The 15,915-nt window shown below is 57.7% G+C and carries 13 protein-coding genes; 6 read left to right on the top strand and 7 right to left on the bottom strand.

The genetic code is table 11. The features are described 5' to 3' along the window. Nucleotides 1–65 precede the first annotated feature (65 nt). From kup to ACTG2W_RS03205, 3 genes are all read right to left on the bottom strand, one after another. A complete protein-coding gene (gene kup / locus ACTG2W_RS03215; protein WP_024944982.1) occupies nt 66–1,934 on the bottom strand; it encodes a low affinity potassium transporter Kup in 1,869 nt (622 codons plus the stop codon). Between the two features lie 532 nt (nt 1,935–2,466). Beyond that, on the bottom strand, nt 2,467–2,889 hold the full coding sequence (locus ACTG2W_RS03210) for a GNAT family N-acetyltransferase (protein WP_421308132.1): 423 nt from the start codon (nt 2,887–2,889) through the stop codon (nt 2,467–2,469). An 89-nt stretch (nt 2,890–2,978) separates the two neighbouring features. After that, nucleotides 2,979–3,770, bottom strand: coding sequence for a hypothetical protein (locus tag ACTG2W_RS03205; RefSeq protein ID WP_146142118.1), 792 nt, complete (start codon nt 3,768–3,770; stop codon nt 2,979–2,981). Nucleotides 3,771–4,424: 654 nt separating this feature from the next. Here ACTG2W_RS03205 and ACTG2W_RS03200 point away from each other — a divergent pair. The 5 genes from ACTG2W_RS03200 (at nt 4,425) to fdhD (ending at nt 11,136) form a co-directional block, all read left to right on the top strand. Beyond that, on the top strand, nt 4,425–5,024 hold the full coding sequence (locus ACTG2W_RS03200; RefSeq protein WP_106843304.1) for a 4Fe-4S dicluster domain-containing protein: 600 nt from the start codon (nt 4,425–4,427) through the stop codon (nt 5,022–5,024). Nucleotides 5,025–5,070: 46 nt separating this feature from the next. Further along, complete coding sequence (gene fdhF / locus ACTG2W_RS03195) at nt 5,071–7,215, top strand: formate dehydrogenase subunit alpha (RefSeq protein WP_081376060.1); 2,145 nt, start codon at nt 5,071–5,073, stop codon at nt 7,213–7,215. 251 nt (nt 7,216–7,466) lie between these two features. Then, complete coding sequence (locus tag ACTG2W_RS03190; RefSeq protein WP_235657002.1) at nt 7,467–7,709, top strand: hypothetical protein; 243 nt, start codon at nt 7,467–7,469, stop codon at nt 7,707–7,709. 416 nt (nt 7,710–8,125) lie between these two features. Next, complete coding sequence (locus ACTG2W_RS03185; RefSeq protein ID WP_042053803.1) at nt 8,126–10,258, top strand: sigma 54-interacting transcriptional regulator; 2,133 nt, start codon at nt 8,126–8,128, stop codon at nt 10,256–10,258. Then, nucleotides 10,255–11,136, top strand: coding sequence for a formate dehydrogenase accessory sulfurtransferase FdhD (fdhD, locus tag ACTG2W_RS03180; protein ID WP_235657003.1), 882 nt, complete (start codon nt 10,255–10,257; stop codon nt 11,134–11,136). The genes ACTG2W_RS03185 and fdhD overlap by 4 nt, the downstream gene beginning before the upstream one ends. Before the next feature lie 105 nt (nt 11,137–11,241). On the opposite strand, the gene asd is transcribed toward fdhD, so the two are convergent. Beyond that, nucleotides 11,242–12,354 (bottom strand): aspartate-semialdehyde dehydrogenase, encoded by a 1,113-nt coding sequence (asd, locus tag ACTG2W_RS03175; protein ID WP_421287606.1) that lies wholly within the window; start codon nt 12,352–12,354, stop codon nt 11,242–11,244. A 25-nt stretch (nt 12,355–12,379) separates the two neighbouring features. Here asd and ACTG2W_RS03170 point away from each other — a divergent pair, with 25 nt between their 5' ends. Beyond that, on the top strand, nt 12,380–12,640 hold the full coding sequence (locus tag ACTG2W_RS03170) for a hypothetical protein (protein WP_440016041.1): 261 nt from the start codon (nt 12,380–12,382) through the stop codon (nt 12,638–12,640). Between the two features lie 64 nt (nt 12,641–12,704). On the opposite strand, the gene ACTG2W_RS03165 is transcribed toward ACTG2W_RS03170, so the two are convergent. The 3 genes from ACTG2W_RS03165 to ACTG2W_RS03155 all read right to left on the bottom strand — a co-directional run bounded on the left by ACTG2W_RS03165 (nt 12,705) and on the right by ACTG2W_RS03155 (nt 15,879). Continuing rightward, on the bottom strand, nt 12,705–14,000 hold the full coding sequence (locus ACTG2W_RS03165; protein ID WP_440016537.1) for a D-amino acid dehydrogenase: 1,296 nt from the start codon (nt 13,998–14,000) through the stop codon (nt 12,705–12,707). A gap of 194 nt (nt 14,001–14,194) precedes the next feature. Next, complete coding sequence (locus ACTG2W_RS03160) at nt 14,195–15,715, bottom strand: cryptochrome/photolyase family protein (protein ID WP_440016040.1); 1,521 nt, start codon at nt 15,713–15,715, stop codon at nt 14,195–14,197. Further along, nucleotides 15,715–15,879, bottom strand: coding sequence for a DUF2256 domain-containing protein (locus tag ACTG2W_RS03155; RefSeq protein ID WP_440016039.1), 165 nt, complete (start codon nt 15,877–15,879; stop codon nt 15,715–15,717). Before ACTG2W_RS03155 ends, ACTG2W_RS03160 begins: the two co-directional genes overlap by 1 nt. Nucleotides 15,880–15,915 lie beyond the last annotated feature (36 nt).

The raw sequence follows: 15,915 nt of genomic DNA, 5'->3' as shown, positions 1-15,915 counted from the left end.
AGGCCAATGCCTCCCTCTCTATTTGCTGACGTTTTCTATGCCTTTAAGAGGCCATCAACCCGCTATCAGATATCCACCTGGGATCCCAGCTCGATGACCCGGTTGGGCGGGATCTCGAACTGATCCGGGGCCCGCAGGGCGTTGCGCTGCAGCAGCATAAAGAGCTTGCCGCGCAGATAGAGATACCAGGGGCGGTCTTTCATGATGAGCGACTCGTGGGCCATAAAGAACGAGGTCTCCATCATCCGGCAGCTGAGCCCCTCGGCGTTGCAGCGGTGGAAGATCTCCTCCACGTTCGGGGTCTCGCGCCAGCCGTAGCTTGCCACCACCCGCCAGAAGGTGGGGGAGAGCTGCTCGATGCAGACCCGGCGCACGTTGTGGACGTAGGGCACATCCTCCACCCGCAGGGTGAGCAGGATGATCCGCTCGTGCAGCACCTTGTTGTGCTTGAGGTTATGGAGCAGCGCATGAGGGATCACGTTGACCACCCGCGACATATAGACGGCAGTGCCGGCCACCCGGGTCGGCGGGGATTTCTCCAGCGAGGCGATCATCGGCTCAAGGGAGTTGCCGTGCTCGTTCAGGCGACGAATAAGCTGGAAACGCTCGCTCTTCCAGCTGGTCATCACGGTGAACATCACCGCGCCCAGGGTGAGCGGCAGCCAGCCGCCGGAGAAGATCTTGGCAAGATTGGCGGCAAACAGCGGCACGTCGATACAGAGCAGCGCGGCAAACAGGATGGCCACCAGATACTTGTTCCAGTGCCAGCTGTTCTTGGCCACCGAGCAGGAGAGGATGGAGGTGAGCACCATGGTGCCGGTCACCGCGATGCCGTAGGCCGCCGCCAGATTGCTGGAGTGCTCGAAGCTCATGATGACGATCACCACCGAGATATAGAGCATCCAGTTGATGACCGGAATATAGATCTGGCCGGACTCCTGCTCGGAGGTGTGAACGATGCGAATGGGTGAGAGATAACCGAGGCGCACCGCCTGCCGGGTCAGCGAAAAGACCCCGGAGATCACCGCCTGCGAGGCGATCACCGTCGCCATGGTTGCCAGCAGCAGCAGCGGCACCAGCGCCCATTTCGGCGCGAGCAGGAAGAAGGGGTTGGCAATGGCTGCCGGATTGCTTAGCAGCAGCGCACCCTGACCGAAGTAGTTAAGCACCAGCGAGGGCAGCACCACGATAAACCAGGCGAGGCGAATTGGATTCTTGCCAAAGTGGCCCATATCCGCGTAGAGCGCCTCCACCCCGGTGATGGCCAGCACCACGGCGCCGAGGGCAAAGAAGGAGGTGGTCTGGTACTGGATAAAGAAGCGCACCGCCCAGATGGGGTTGAGCGCCCCCAGCACCTCGGGGTTGTGGATGATGCCGCGCAGCCCCAGCACCGCCAGCGTCATAAACCAGATCAGCATGATGGGGGCAAACAGCTTGCCCACCATGGCGGTGCCATGTTTCTGGATGGCAAACAGCAGGGTCAGCACCAGCACCGAGAGAGTGACGATATAGGGGTCGAGGGCGGGGGTGAGAATGCTCAGACCCTCGATGGCCGACATCACCGACATCGCCGGGGTGATCACCACCTCGCCATAGAAGAAGCTGCCGCCAATCAGGCCGAGGATGATCAGCAGCGGCGTCCAGCGGGTGGAGGCGTTGCGGGTCGCCAGCGACATCAGGGTGAGAATGCCACCCTCGCCGGCGTTGTCGGCCCGCATCACAAAGGAGAGGTACTTGACCGACACCACCAGGATCAGCAGCCAGAAGATCAGCGAGAGAAAGCCGAGAATGGAGGCCGGCTCGACGCCGAACCCGAATTGACCTGACAGGCACTCGCGCAAGGTATAGAGCGGGCTGGTGCCGATATCGCCATAGACTACGCCAATCGCCGCCAGCATGACGCCGGACATAGCTTGTTGTTTATCACAGTTCATGAGTTCATCTTGTCAGTTTGATGTTTACACGTTTGCCACAGCAGATCGCCCCGAACACATCAGGTATGTGTGGATACAACATCGGGGGGAAATCAAAGGATTGCGATGGGAAGGGAGCTAATCGGATATAAAGATGCGTTTCATGGGACACAGTCTGTTCATCTGTCGTTAAGCTTATAATGACACACACTCTGCGGGTTCATGCTCAGGTATAAATAATCAAAACGCCCTTTTGAGTAAGGTTATTAATTGGCCGTTGATTGAAATATTCATGCGCTCTGCGGGCAACCGTTTGTTTTATCTGGGGAAGTGGTTTGGCCACTATTTTTTTACCGGGTTGAGTGAAAAACAGACGATAAAATAGTGACTAATTAATTGCTGTCAGTATGACAAGGGGGAGGGCGTTGGGTAGCAATGGAGTCTTTATTTGGAAGGAAAAAATGTAGGGTGCAATGAACGAAGTGAATTGCACCAAGTATTAAAATAGGCAAGAGGTGCAATGCGCTGCGCTTATTGCCCCCTACGGTAATTATTACTCTCCATGATAGTGCTTCAATAAAAAGTAGCGGTCAGGACTATTTTTAATTCCGCTCACTTTACCGACTATTTTAAATCCCATTTTTTCATAAAATTTGGGTGCCTGAAATGAGAGGGTATCGACTTGAGCTACAATACAGCCTCGTTTTTTTGCCTCGCATTCAGCAATCTCCATTAATTGAATGCCAAGCCCCTGTCCTCTCTTGTCATTGTGTACCCAAAGCACCTCGATCAACAGTTGATGATAAATAGTACGTCCGGCAATACCACCGACAACTTCGTCATTATCATCATGAATGGCAACAATTAAAGGTTGGGAGCGCTCCTCACCCATTTTATCAAAGTTAAATTGTCTAAGGTTATCAACAAGTACATTGAAGATGTCATCTTTATGTTCATTATGGATTTTTATATTCATCAAATCTTACTCCATTAAAATATAATCGTAGTATTAAAATAGGCAAGAGGTGCAATGCGCTGCGCTTATTGCACCCTACGGCAATGTGGTTATTGTTTTTTATTCCCCTTTTTCAATAGAGTTAGCTCGTCACTGAAATTCTCTACTTCTTTAATATCGATTTTAGCTGGTCCAAACCCAAGAGGGAAATATGAGTGGCTAATATCGGCATTACAAATGTAGGAAATTAGTGCGTATGCAGCATCAATATTATCAAATACTCTACTATGTAGGAGTGCAGTTAGGTAACCAGAATCTATATCAGTCTTTTTCTTAATCGAAGTTTTTTGATGGATTATTTCATTTCTAATCACTTCTAATTCTCTGAATTTTGACCAAAAAGGTTGTTCTGATGGATTGTTTACATTAAGAATTGACGGTATTAGCTTTGTGTATTTGTCGCTGGTTTTAAACCAGCGTTCGATAGCTTCTTTATCCCAAACTTCAACAATTCCCTTATTGTTTTTAACTTCGTATTTATAGTCATTAGGGATTGCCACGTTGGCTAGTGCTTCAACAGCAGTATAAACACAAATTATGGTTGTTTGAATGTGTTCAAGATATTTATACAGCTTTGAAATATCTTTTTGCTCAATTTCAAACTCATTTTTATTTTTCGAGTTGTCAGCGATAATTTCTTTATATAGTTTCTTTGATATTGTCAGTTCACGTTTAGATATATTTACAAAAATTGAAACGTTATTTGGTGCCGCAAAAGATATCTCGCAGTCATCAACCAAAACAAGAGCTATTTGTTGTAAAGTAATAACTTTTTTTGATGATCTCTCTTTAAGCATGATAGGTCTCATTGACCTAATATCATTCACAATTTCATCATTCATGATGGTCCTTATACACATTTCAATTTTAAATTAATATTTTGCTCTGAAATTTTTACTTGCCGAGCAATGGAAGTAACCCCCAACGGAGCTGGTTGCCAACTGGCACATATTAACCGGAGGGATAGAAAACTGAAGGGGCAGGGGCCTAAAACCGGCTCTGGCTCAACAAATCAGTCAATAAGTGGCCCATTTTTGTTCGGTTTGACTTGATGATGGCTTGCCAGCGCGATAGTAAAACCAAACAACTTGCCATCGCCGCAAGCGGCTTTAGCGTACTGCACAGCCCATTTTGGGCCCTTGCTATGGTTTTTCTCCCCCGGTTTCCTTCCTCCGTTTGTCCGGTTTGGGGCGGCCGATCCTGGCTGCAAACTCCTTCAAACGGCTCCGTTATACGGCTGGGGCAGGGGCTGGTCAGCCGGTGTCGAGCTCGTCACTTTTGTCGTGTCGATCACACTTCCCACCCCGTCGTCACCCTCGTCAGTTGTGGCATTCAGCACGCATCTCTTTCTGATTACTCCTTTATTTTCAGTTGGTTGTGATTTTTTATCGCACCATCGGCGCGTTTTGGTCTGATAAATGCTTTGTGGGGGGCTGGCCGCCTCTTTGCCTGTCGGCGGGCGGCCCGGTGTAACGAACCATTTAGGATCCCTCTCTATGAACAGCTTCGTGATTGCAGATCCCAGTCTCTGTATTGGGTGTCGTACCTGTGAGGTGGCCTGCGCCGTTTCACACCAGTCAGGGTCTTGCAGCGGGACCCTTGAGCGGGAGGGCGGCCTGCATCTTGCCATCGAGGATGGACATCTGGTCTCCAAGGACAGCTACTTTCAGCCGCGCCTGAAGGTGATCGTGGGCAGCAAGGTGACCACGCCGGTGCTCTGTCGCCAGTGTGAAGACAAGCCGTGCGCCATGGCCTGCCCGAACAATGCCATCGTCAGTGAGGATGGCTGCGTCAAGGTTTTGCAGGAGCGCTGCATCGGCTGCAAGTCCTGCGTGGTGGCCTGTCCTTACGGCGCCATGGCGGTGGTGCTCAAAGAGGTGGCACCCGCTGCCGATGCGCTCTTCAAGCGGCCGCAGACCAAGGCGCAGGCGCTCAAGTGCGATCTCTGCCGTCACCGCGAGGAGGGCCCGGCCTGTGTCGAGGTGTGTCCGACCCAGGCGCTGCGGCTGGTCACGCCGGAGCATCTTGAAAACCTGAACCGGCAGAAACAGCTGGCTAGTGCCGAGGCACTGCTGGCGATGCCGGCGCGGGTGTGAGCGGGCTTGCCGAGCCGTTTTTCGTTAACAAACAAGAGTGTGAGTCATGAAAAAAGTCATTACCGTGTGCCCCTATTGCGGCACCGGTTGCAAAATCAACCTGCTGGTTGAAAACGACAAGGTGGTGGGGGCCGAAGGCGCCAACGGCCGGACCAACGAGGGGCAGCTCTGCCTCAAGGGCTATTACGGTTGGGATTTCCTGAACGACACCAACCTGCTGACCCCCCGTCTCAAGAGCCCGATGATCCGCCGCGAGCGCGGTGGCAAGTTCGAGGCCGTCTCCTGGGATGAGGCGATCGAGTTCGCCAGCAGCCGTCTCTCCGCCATCAAGGCGAAATATGGCCCGGACGCCATCATGACCACCGGCTCTGCCCGTGGCCCCGGCAATGAAGCCAACTATGTGATGCAGAAATTTGCCCGTGCGGTGATTGGGACGAACAACGTCGACCACTGCGCGAGGGTGTGACACGCACCCTCAGTCTCCGGTCTGGAGACAACTGTAGGCAACGGCGCCATGAGCAACGCCATTCCCGAAATTCAAGAGACCAAGTGCCTGCTGGTGTTTGGTTACAACGCTGCTGACTCTCACCCCATCGTCGCCCGCCATATCCTCAAGGCGAAGGCAAACGGGGCCAAGGTGATTGTGTGTGATCCCCGTATGGTGGAGACCGCCCGTATCGCCGATCAGTGGCTGCCGCTCAAAAACGGTTCCAACATGGCGCTGGTTAACGCTTTCGCCAACGTGTTGATCAATGAAGGGCTCTACAACAAGGCATTTGTCGCCAACTACACCGAAGGGTTCGAGACCTTCAAGGCGACGGTGGCCAAGTACACCCCGGAATATGTCGAGGGGATCACTGGCCTCAAAGCTGCCGATATCCGCGCCGCCATTCGCACCTATGCCGAGTCGCCTGCGTCCATGATCCTGTGGGGCATGGGGGTGACCCAATACGGTCAGGCGGTGGATGTGGTCAAGGGGCTGGCGGGTCTGGCGCTGCTGACCGGCAACTTCGGTCGCCGCGGCACCGGTTGCGGGCCGGTACGTGGTCAGAACAACGTGCAGGGCACCTGTGACATGGGGATGCTGCCGCACCAGTTCCCGGGTTATCAGTCGGTGGCCGATCCCGCCATCAGCGCCAAGTTCGCCAAGGCGTGGGGCGTGGAGTCACTCTCCCAAAAGCCCGGCTATCGCCTGACCGAGCTTGGCCACAAGGTGGAGGAGGGCAAGTGCAAGGCCTTCTACATCTTCGGTGAAGATCCGGCCCAGACCGAGGCAGATCTCGGTCAATTCCGCCGCACTCTGGCAGGGATGGAGCTGGTGATTGTGCAGGATATCTTCATGACCCAGACCGCCGAGATGGCCGACGTCATTCTGCCCGCCACCAGCTGGGGCGAGCACGAAGGGGTCTACAGCTCGGCGGATCGCGGCTTCCAGCGCTTCTACAAGGCGGTGACGCCCCCCGAGAACGTGAAGCCGGACTGGGCCATCTTCTCATTGATGGCGACTGCCATGGGTTATCCCATGGAGTACCACAACACCGAAGAGATCTGGGACGAGATGCGTGCGCTCTGTCCGCTCTATGCCGGGGTCAGCTACGACAAGATGGCCGATCTCAAGAGCGTGCAGTGGCCCTGCCCGACCGAGGATCACCCGGGCACCAGCACCCTGTTCGAGGGGAACGTGTTCACCACCCCGAGCGGCAAGGGTCAGCTGATTGCCTCCGAGTGGCGGCCGCCGCTGGAGCAGCCCTGTGCCGAGTATCCGCTGGTGCTCTCCACCGTGCGGGAGGTAGGGCACTACTCCTGCCGCTCCATGACCGGCAACTGCTCGGCGCTGCAGACCCTGGCCGATGAGCCCGGTTATGTGCAGATCCACCCGAGCGATGCCAAAAAGCTTGGAGTGAAGGATCAGGCGCTGGTCTGGATCTCGTCACGCCGTGGCAAGGTGATCACCCGCGCCAACTACAACGACCGGGTCAACGCCGGGGTGGTCTATATGACCTACCAGTGGTGGATCGGGGCCTGTAACGAGCTCACCATCGAGCACGTCGATCCCGTCTCCCACACGCCGGAGTACAAGTACTGCGCGGTTAAGATCGAGCGCATTGACAATCAGCCTGAGGCGGAAGTGTACGTCCAGACTGAATACAGCGCGCTCAAGGCGAAATTGCGCAGCGCAGCCAAGGGCTGATCACCCTAAAAAAGAGGTTCTGCACAAATAAGGGAACCCGACTCGGATTTATCGAGTCGGGCACCCTTTTATTACCCAAAAAAGGGGAGTAAATGATGCAACATGAAATTGGTCGCTTATTCGGACTTTTCTATATTGGCACCTATCTGGCGGCGATATTGCTGGGAATAGGTTGCTATATTTGGCGCGACGAGATGATATTTCTGCTCGGCTTCGGTTTTTTCGGCTGTTTTATGGCAGCAAGGCTTGCCATGAACAGCGTATTTTCTGCCTTGAGTATTTCCAGTGCCTGGCTGATCGGGTTTATCTCCACCACCTTGATCAACGGCCTGCTGCTGGGGGTGATCACCCTGCTGATCTACCTCACTCACCAGAGCGTCACCGCCGAGCTTGCCGACAACGCCAGCTGGCTGCTGATGGCCTTCCAGAGCTTGTCGGCCCTCTTTATCTTCGGTGGTCTGAAGTGCTGCCACAGCCGGATCATCACCTCATAAATTACCGATTTATGAGCAGCAAACGCCATCTTGAAACCCGTAGTCAGCGAAGAGGAGAGGCAGATCTGACAGTTGACGGCGGCCCACTTTTCGGACGCCTTAATTGAGATCAAGAACTGATGAAATAACCGGTTAAATATGGCCATCAGATATATTAAATCGGATTGTAATGAAATTTGAGCTCATCTATGATGAGTCGCCATTCCAATATATCCCCCGATAACGATGTTACTTTTTGTTGTCGTTCGTTAATAACAACTCTGGAATTGCAACATGCGACAATTTTCGTCACCGCTTTTCTTATTGGCAGCCGCTTTTACGGGCTGCGGCTATTTATTTTGGTGACGAGTGCTTGTCGTGATGCGATGGCATGGACAGCCTGACTGGTGACTAAATCGATATAACGTGAGGCCGCAATGCTAAATGTGAGTGCCATCCCCCTGGACGAGATCTCTCCCATCTGGGACGACGGTTTCCTCCTGCTCTCCAAATCCCTCCTGTCGGCCGTGACGCTCGATGATTTTATCCACAAACTCAACAAGATAGATGCCAGCTTCGGCGGCGTGACCCGGGTCAACCTGATCCTCAACATGGGTGCGGACGAGGAGGCCATCTTCTATTTCATGGGACATTCCGGCCCAAAGCATCTGGTCTGCCCCAAGGCAGAGCTGCACCTCTCCCCCCGTCCGACCAAAGAGACCCCGGAACAGGCCATCATTCTCGCTGCCGCCCGCTTTGAGAATCGCTGCCCGGCGCTGGATCGCGAAGGGGTCTACGGGGGGCTGCGCTCCTACTGCCAGCTCCCCATCACCACCGCCCGCAGCCACCTTGGCGGGGTCGAGTTTATCAACACCCAGCTCGACAGCTTCACCATGGAGACCCTGGCCAAACTGACCCAGCTGGCGGCCATTATCGCCATTGCGCTGGAGAACGTGCTCGACAAGGAGCGCACCCTGGAGCAGGCCAACTCCCTGCGTCTTGAGCGCGACAGCTGCAAAATTCTGGTGGATGTGACCAATGCAGTGATCAAACTGGTGCGCATCGCCGAGCTGCCCAAGAGCCTGTTTACCATCCTGCATCACCACTTCGGCATCAGCAGCTTGTGTCTGGCGGAGTACAACGCCACCTCCGACAGCTTCAAGAGCTATCTGGTCAATCAGCACCAGAGCGAGCAGCCGGGCATCATCGATCACTCCTGTTTTGAAAAGAAGTGCCTGCAGGGGGCCCTTGGCCACAGCGAGCCGTTTTTCGTCTATCGCGAACACGGCCACGGCTGCAGCAATCGCTGTCGGTTTACCTCCCAGATCCTGCCCCCCGAGGCCGACAGCTCCTGCATTTTGCCGCTGCGTTATCGGGGCAACCTGCTGGGGGTGTTGATCCTCTCGCACCCCAACGCCGACTTCTTTGCCGATATCGATATCTCATTGCTGGAGCAAGTGGCGGCGCGCACCGCCATTGCCATGAACAACGTGCAGGCGCAGCAGGAGATCTCCAACACCAACGGTGCCAAAGAGAAGACCATTCGCATCAACGAGCCGCAGATGCAGGGGGAGTTCCCGCACATCATCTACCAGAGCGCGGTGATGGAGAGCGTGCTGGAGAAGGTGCGGCTGGTGGCCGAGAGCGACAGCACTGTGCTGATCCTCGGCGAGACCGGTACCGGCAAGGAGCTGATCGCCCAGGCCATTCACGCCCTGAGTGCCCGCCACGACCACGAGATGGTGAAGGTGAACTGCGCCGCCATCCCGACCGGCCTTATCGAGAGCGATCTCTTTGGCCACGAGAAGGGGGCCTTTACCGGCGCCCTGACCCAGCGCATCGGCCGTTTCGAGCGGGCCCACAAGGGCACCCTGTTCCTCGACGAGGTGGGGGATATGCCGCTGGACTTGCAGCCCAAACTCTTGCGGGTATTGCAGGAGCACGAGCTGGAGCGGGTGGGGAACAGCAACCCCATCGCAGTGGATGTGCGGCTGGTGGCCGCCACCAACTGCGATCTGCTCTCCATGGTCAAGAACAAGCGTTTCAGAAGCGATCTCTACTACCGCCTCAACGTCTTTCCCATCGAGCTGCCGCCGCTGCGCGAGCGGCGCGAGGATATTCCGCTGCTGGTCAATTTTTTTATCAAGAAGATCGCCAAGCGGATGCGCCGCACCATCACCTCGATCCCCGCCGATGCCATGAAAATGCTGGTGTCACTCCCTTGGTACGGCAATATCCGCGAGCTGGAGAACGTCATCGAGCGCGCCGTGGTGATGACCCGCGGCCATGTGCTCAACCTCTCGCCCGATGAGCTGATGCCCCTCAAGGGCTACCACAAGATTGAGACCCTGGTTTATGACGAACCCGCCACGCCGCTCTTTACCGAGGAGGGGCCGATTGATGAGCGTGAGGCGATCATCGCTGCCCTGCGTGACTGCAACGGCATCGTCGCTGGCGAGCGGGGGGCGGCCAACCGCCTTGGCATGAAGCGCACCACCTTGCTTTCGAAAATGAAGCGGCTCGGCATCTCAGCCAGAGATCCCGAGATCATCGATGGGGTCGCACCATGAGAGAGGTAATTGAGCTTGAGGTGCGGAGTGAGCGGAGCGAGCAAAAACAGAACGAACAGTGCGAGCAGAGAGAACAGAACGAGCTGGCCCGCTGCGCTATCCACCGCGAGGTGGTGCACTACCGCGCCGATACACTGACCTGCGACAGCGAAATGGCGCTCCCCTCCGAGACTCCGGTGGCGCTGGTCTACAACGGCATCGCCCACAGTGTGATGATGTGTTCGGCCTCCGATCTGGAGGATTTCGCCATCGGCTTTTCGCTATCCGAGGGGATTATCGACAGCCTGCTCGATATCCACGACATCGAGCAGATTGATGGCTGTCAGGGGATTGAGCTGCATATCACCCTGGCCAATCGCTGCGTCCATCGCCTCAAAGAGAAGCGGCGCACGCTGGCGGGCCGCACCGGTTGCGGCATCTGCGGCAGCGAGAGTCTGGAGCAGGTGATCCGCACCCAGCCAAGCTTGCCCGACAGCCAGCGTCTGGCGGTGGGTCATATCGACAAGGTATTGACCGCGCTGCGCCCGCTTCAGCAGCTGGGCCAGCGCACCGGCGCCACCCATGCGGCTGTGCATCTGGACGGGGAAGGCAACATTCTCGCCATTCGCGAGGATGTGGGGCGCCATATTGCGCTGGACAAGCTGGTTGGCCATCTGTGCCGCACGGGTCGCCGTGACGGTGCCATTCTGGTGACCAGCCGCGCCAGCTTCGAAATGGTGCAAAAGTGCGCCAGCGCCGGGGTGGAGATCTTGCTCGCCATCTCCGCTGCCACCGAGCTTGCGGTCGAGCGGGCCGAGCAGACCGGGCTGACGCTGGTGGGCTTTTGCCGTCCCGGGCGGGCCGAGATCTACAGCGGCTGCCAGCGCATTCTGCTTTAAGTGACAGCAAGAGTGAGAGACTGCTAAAGGGCTTATAAAAACTGGTAATAAAAAAGGGCGGGGAGTGTGACTCCCCGCCCTTGTTGTCTCTGCTGCTGTGGCGGCTTAGCGCGCCAGCAGGATACGCAGCATGCGGCGCAGCGGCTCGGCGGCGCCCCACAGCAGCTGGTCACCCACGGTAAAGGCGGCCAGATACTCAGGGCCCATATTGAGTTTGCGCAGACGGCCCACCGGAATGCTGAGGGTGCCGGTGACGGCCGCCGGAGTCAGTTCGCGGGCGGTGATGTCGCGATCGTTGGGGATCACTTTTACCCAGTCGTTGTGGGCAGCCAGCAGGGCTTCGATCTCCGCCAGCGGCACATCCTTTTTCAGCTTGATGGTGAAGGCCTGGCTGTGGCAGCGCAGGGCACCGATCCGCACGCACAAACCATCCACCGGAATGACGGCATTCTCGATACCCAAAATCTTGTTGGTCTCGGCCTGACCCTTCCACTCTTCACGGCTTTGGCCGTTGTCGAGCTTGGTGTCGATCCAGGGGATGAGGCCACCGGCCAGCGGTACGCCGAAGTTGTCCACCGGCAGGGTGCCGGAGCGGGTCTTCTCGGTGATCTTGCGCTCGATGTCGAGAATGGCGGAGGCGGGATCCGCCAGCTCGACCGCCACTTCGTCGCGCAGCATCCCCATCTGGGTGACCAGCTCACGCATATGGCGGGCACCGCCACCGGAGGCAGCCTGATAGGTGGCCACGCTCACCCACTCCACCAGATCGGCCTTGAACAGGCCACCGAGGGCCAGCAGCATCAGGCTGACGGTGCAGTTGCCGCCGACGAAGGTCTTGATGCCATCGTTCAGGGCCTGCTCGATGACGCCGCCGTTGACCGGATCCAGAATGATGACGGCGTCTTTCTCCATCCGCAGGGAGGAGGCGGCGTCAATCCAGTAACCCTGCCAGCCAGCGGCTTTCAGGCGTGGATAGACATCCTTGGTGTAGTCGCCGCCTTGGGCGGTGATGATGATATCCTGCTTGGCCAGCGCCTCGATATCGAAGGCGTCCTGCAGAGTACCGGCATCGACGCCGAAGTTGGGGGCGGCCTCACCGGCCTGGGAGGTGGTGAAGAAGGTGGGTTGAATATGGGCGAAATCCTGCTCTTCCTGCATCCGGCTCATCAGAACCGATCCCACCATGCCACGCCAACCGACCAAACCTACTTTTTTCATAATGTCCTACCCTGGATTGCTGCTAATGAAAGGGGTGTTGCACGCCTGCGTCCCTGCTGGCGAAGGCCATTTACAAGGTCTTTACAAGCCATTTAAAAAATATGCGCTGCGAAAAATGCGTCTATCCACATTACGGATTGTGGCGGCTTGCGCAAGTCGAATTGCGCAATATTCTGTGCCGTTTGCTGCATTAACCGGCAGCCAGAGCACCGCTCAGGCAGACGGGGAGGGAGAAGGTCAACATCAGACGAAAAGGCCACCGTTTATGGCGGTGGCCTGTCAATAAAGCGGTTGAGGACGTCCTCTGCTGGGCGTAGTTGGCGAGTGAAACAGCCCGACAGCTTGGGTGCTTAGGCGTAGCGGGCCAGGGTCAACCCCTCATCGCTGATGGCGGGCTCGCTGCCGCTGATCAGATCGCACAACAGCTGACCCGAACCGGCCGCCATGGTCCAGCCCAGGGTGCCGTGGCCGGTATTGAGCCAGAGACCGGGAATGGGGCTCGGCCCTACCAGCGGGGTGCCATCCGGAGTCATGGGGCGCAGACCGGTCCAGAACTCGGCCTTGCTGATATCGCCCCCTTCGGGGAAGAGATCGCCCACCACCATGGCCAGAGTGTCGTGGCGCCTCGGATTAAGGGCGAGGTTGTAGCCCGACAGCTCCGCCATGCCACCGACCCGGATCCGCTCGTCAAAACGGGTGATGGCCACCTTGTAGGTCTCGTCGAGCACGGTACTGCGCGGCGCGGCCTCGGCGTTGATCATCGGCAGGGTGAGGGAGTAGCCCTTGACCGGATAGACCGGCAGCTCCAGCCCGAGCGGGCGCAGCAGCGGCCGCAAAAAGCCGGTGGCATAACTGCCGAGCGCACAGACGATGGCATCGGCGCGATAGCGCTGCTCACCCGCCCGCACCGCCACGGCGAGGCCGCGGGCTTGCTCAATCTCGTCGATGTCGCAGTTGAAGACAAACTTGACCCCGAGCTTCTCGGCTTCAAGGGCAAGGGCCTTGGTGAAGCGGAAGCAGTCGCCGGTCTCGTCGCCGGGCAGACGCAGGCCGCCGACGATTTTGCCGCGCACCCGCGCCAGCCCAGGCTCTGCCGCTTCGCAGCCGCTGGCATCCAGCGACTGGTAGGGGACGCCATACTCCTCCAGCACCTCGATATCGCGTTGACTGGCATCGAGCTGGGATTGACTGCGAAACAGTTGCAGGGTGCCGAGCTGACGCCCTTCGTAATCGATGCTCAGCTCGTCGCGCAGTGCCTTCATGCAGTCGCGGCTGTATTCGGCCAGACGCACCATGCGCCCCTTGTTGGTGGCATAGGCGGTCGGGGTGCAGTTGGCGAGCATCTTCAGCATCCAGCGCAGCTGGAAGGGGTCGGCAGTGGGGCGCACCGTGAAGGGGGCATGCTTTTGCAGCATCCATTTGGCCGCCTTGAGGGGGATGCCGGGAGCCGCCCAAGGGGCTGCATAGCCCGGGGATATCTGCCCGGCGTTGGCATGGCTGGTTTCAAGGGCGACGCCCCCTTGTCGCTCCAGCAGGGTCACCTTGTGACCCGCTTTGGCCAGATACCAGGCGCTGGTTACCCCAATTACGCCGCCACCGAGAACCACTATCTCCATATCGTCTTTCCTTAGACTCGTTTTTCTGATGCTTGGTTGATGGAAACCTTGATGTGGCCACCACCATAATCAGCCGCCACAGGATATTCAACCGCTCTGCGCAGGATTGGGATCTCCGTCTGCCTGCCAGTCACGGAGCGGTTTTTGGTGCGATGACGCGCCTGATTGCCAGCGTAAATCGCTGCGCTGTTGTCAGGGGGCATGTGTCAGGAGGCATGGTCCGCTTACAGCTGCTCAAGATGGATCAGATAGTGCTCCGCCGTCGCCAGAATGGCCTGCTGCTGTTCGGCGGCTTGGCCATCCCAGTTGGCATAGGGGAGGGCGAGGCGGGGATTGCCGCCCAGTTTGTCCCGATTGCGCCAAAGAAAGTGCCAGTAGAGGCTGTTGAAGGGGCAGCTCCCGTCGCCGTGGCGGGCTTTGACCTGATAGTGGCACCCCTTGCAGTAGTGGCCCATCCGCTCGAGATAGGCGCCGCTGCTGGCGTAGGGCTTGCTGCCCATCAGGCCGCCATCGGCAAACTGGCTCATACCGCGGGTGTTGGGCAGCTCCACCCACTCGATGGCATCCACATAGATACCGAGATACCACTGATCCACCTCATCGGGGTCAATCCCCGCCAGCAGGGCAAAGTTGCCGGTCACCATCAGCCGCTGGATATGGTGGGCGTAACCGTGCTCAAGGGATTGGTTGATGGAGTGGCGCACGCAGGCCATCCTGGTTTCTCCATTCCAGAAGAAACCGGGCAGCGGCCGGTTGGCCCCGAGAAAATTGCTCTGCTTGTAGTCGGGCATCTTCTCCCAGTAGAGGGCGCGGACAAACTCGCGCCAGCCGAGGATCTGGCGAATAAACCCCTCCACCTGCGCCTGCGTGATGGTGGCCTGATTGGCCTGCCAGTGGGTCTCGGCGGCGCGGATCACCTCAAGCGGATGGAGCATCTTGCTGTTGAGGGAAAACGACAGTCGGCTGTGAAACAGGCTCCAGCCGCGCTCGCTCAGGGCATCCTGATAGCGGCCAAAGTGGGGCAGGCAGTGGGTGAGAAAATGGGCCAGCAGCTCGCGACTCTGGCGCCGGGTGATAGGCCACGGTAGGGCGCTGGCATCCGCCTTGCCGATGGTGCTGACCCCGTGGCGGGTCAGCATGGCATCGATGTCGCTCACCTCGTTGGCAAAGGTGAGGGGCGCCGGGATCGGCTGGCTCGCCGGCAGTTTGGCGCGGTTCTCGTCATCAAAATTCCAGCGCCCGCCAAGGGGTTGGCCGCGCTCATCGAGCAGCACTTGATATTGCTTTCGCAGGGCGCGGTAGAAGAACTCCATCCGGCTGTGGGGGTAGCGCTGCCAGCCATCACGGGGGGTGAGAAAATGTTCGCTATCTACCTCGGTAGCAGGGATGGCAAGGCCAGCCGCCCAGTTTTTCAACTGGCTGGCGAGGCGCCACTCGTCCGGGCTCTGCCAGGCAAAGCTGTCGGCCTGATGCGCCGCGATTTGGGCTGCCAGCAGGCTGGGCAAGTCGGGCCAGCGGGCGCTCTCATCAAGGGTCAGGTAACAGACGCGGTGGCCCGCCTTGCCAAGGGCCGCCGTGAAGGTGCGCATGGCGGCAAAGAAGGCCAGCACCTTCTGACGGTGGTGGCGGCAGTAGTCGGTCTCCTGACGCAGCTCCGCCATCAGATAGCAGATTGCCGGATCCGGGGTGCGAAACCAGCTGTGACCGGCATTCAGCTGATCGCCGAGAATCAGGCGCAGCTCCATCACACTGGCTCCCCGTTATGTTGGCAGCTGCAGTGACGAGCGTGTCGACAGCGCTCGCTGCAGTAGCGAACCGCCTCCCAACTGCGCGCCCACTTGCGCCGCCAGTTGAAGGGGCGTTGGCAGACGGGGCAGATCTTCTCGGGCAGATGGGGTTTGCGATGCATGATGGCTTCCGGCCTTGGCTGATGGGGGATGTGGCG

This window comes from Aeromonas sp. 96A, from assembly GCF_051919165.1.
Taxonomy (GTDB): domain Bacteria; phylum Pseudomonadota; class Gammaproteobacteria; order Enterobacterales; family Aeromonadaceae; genus Aeromonas; species Aeromonas veronii.
This window is presented reverse-complemented; position numbering and strand designations above follow the sequence as displayed.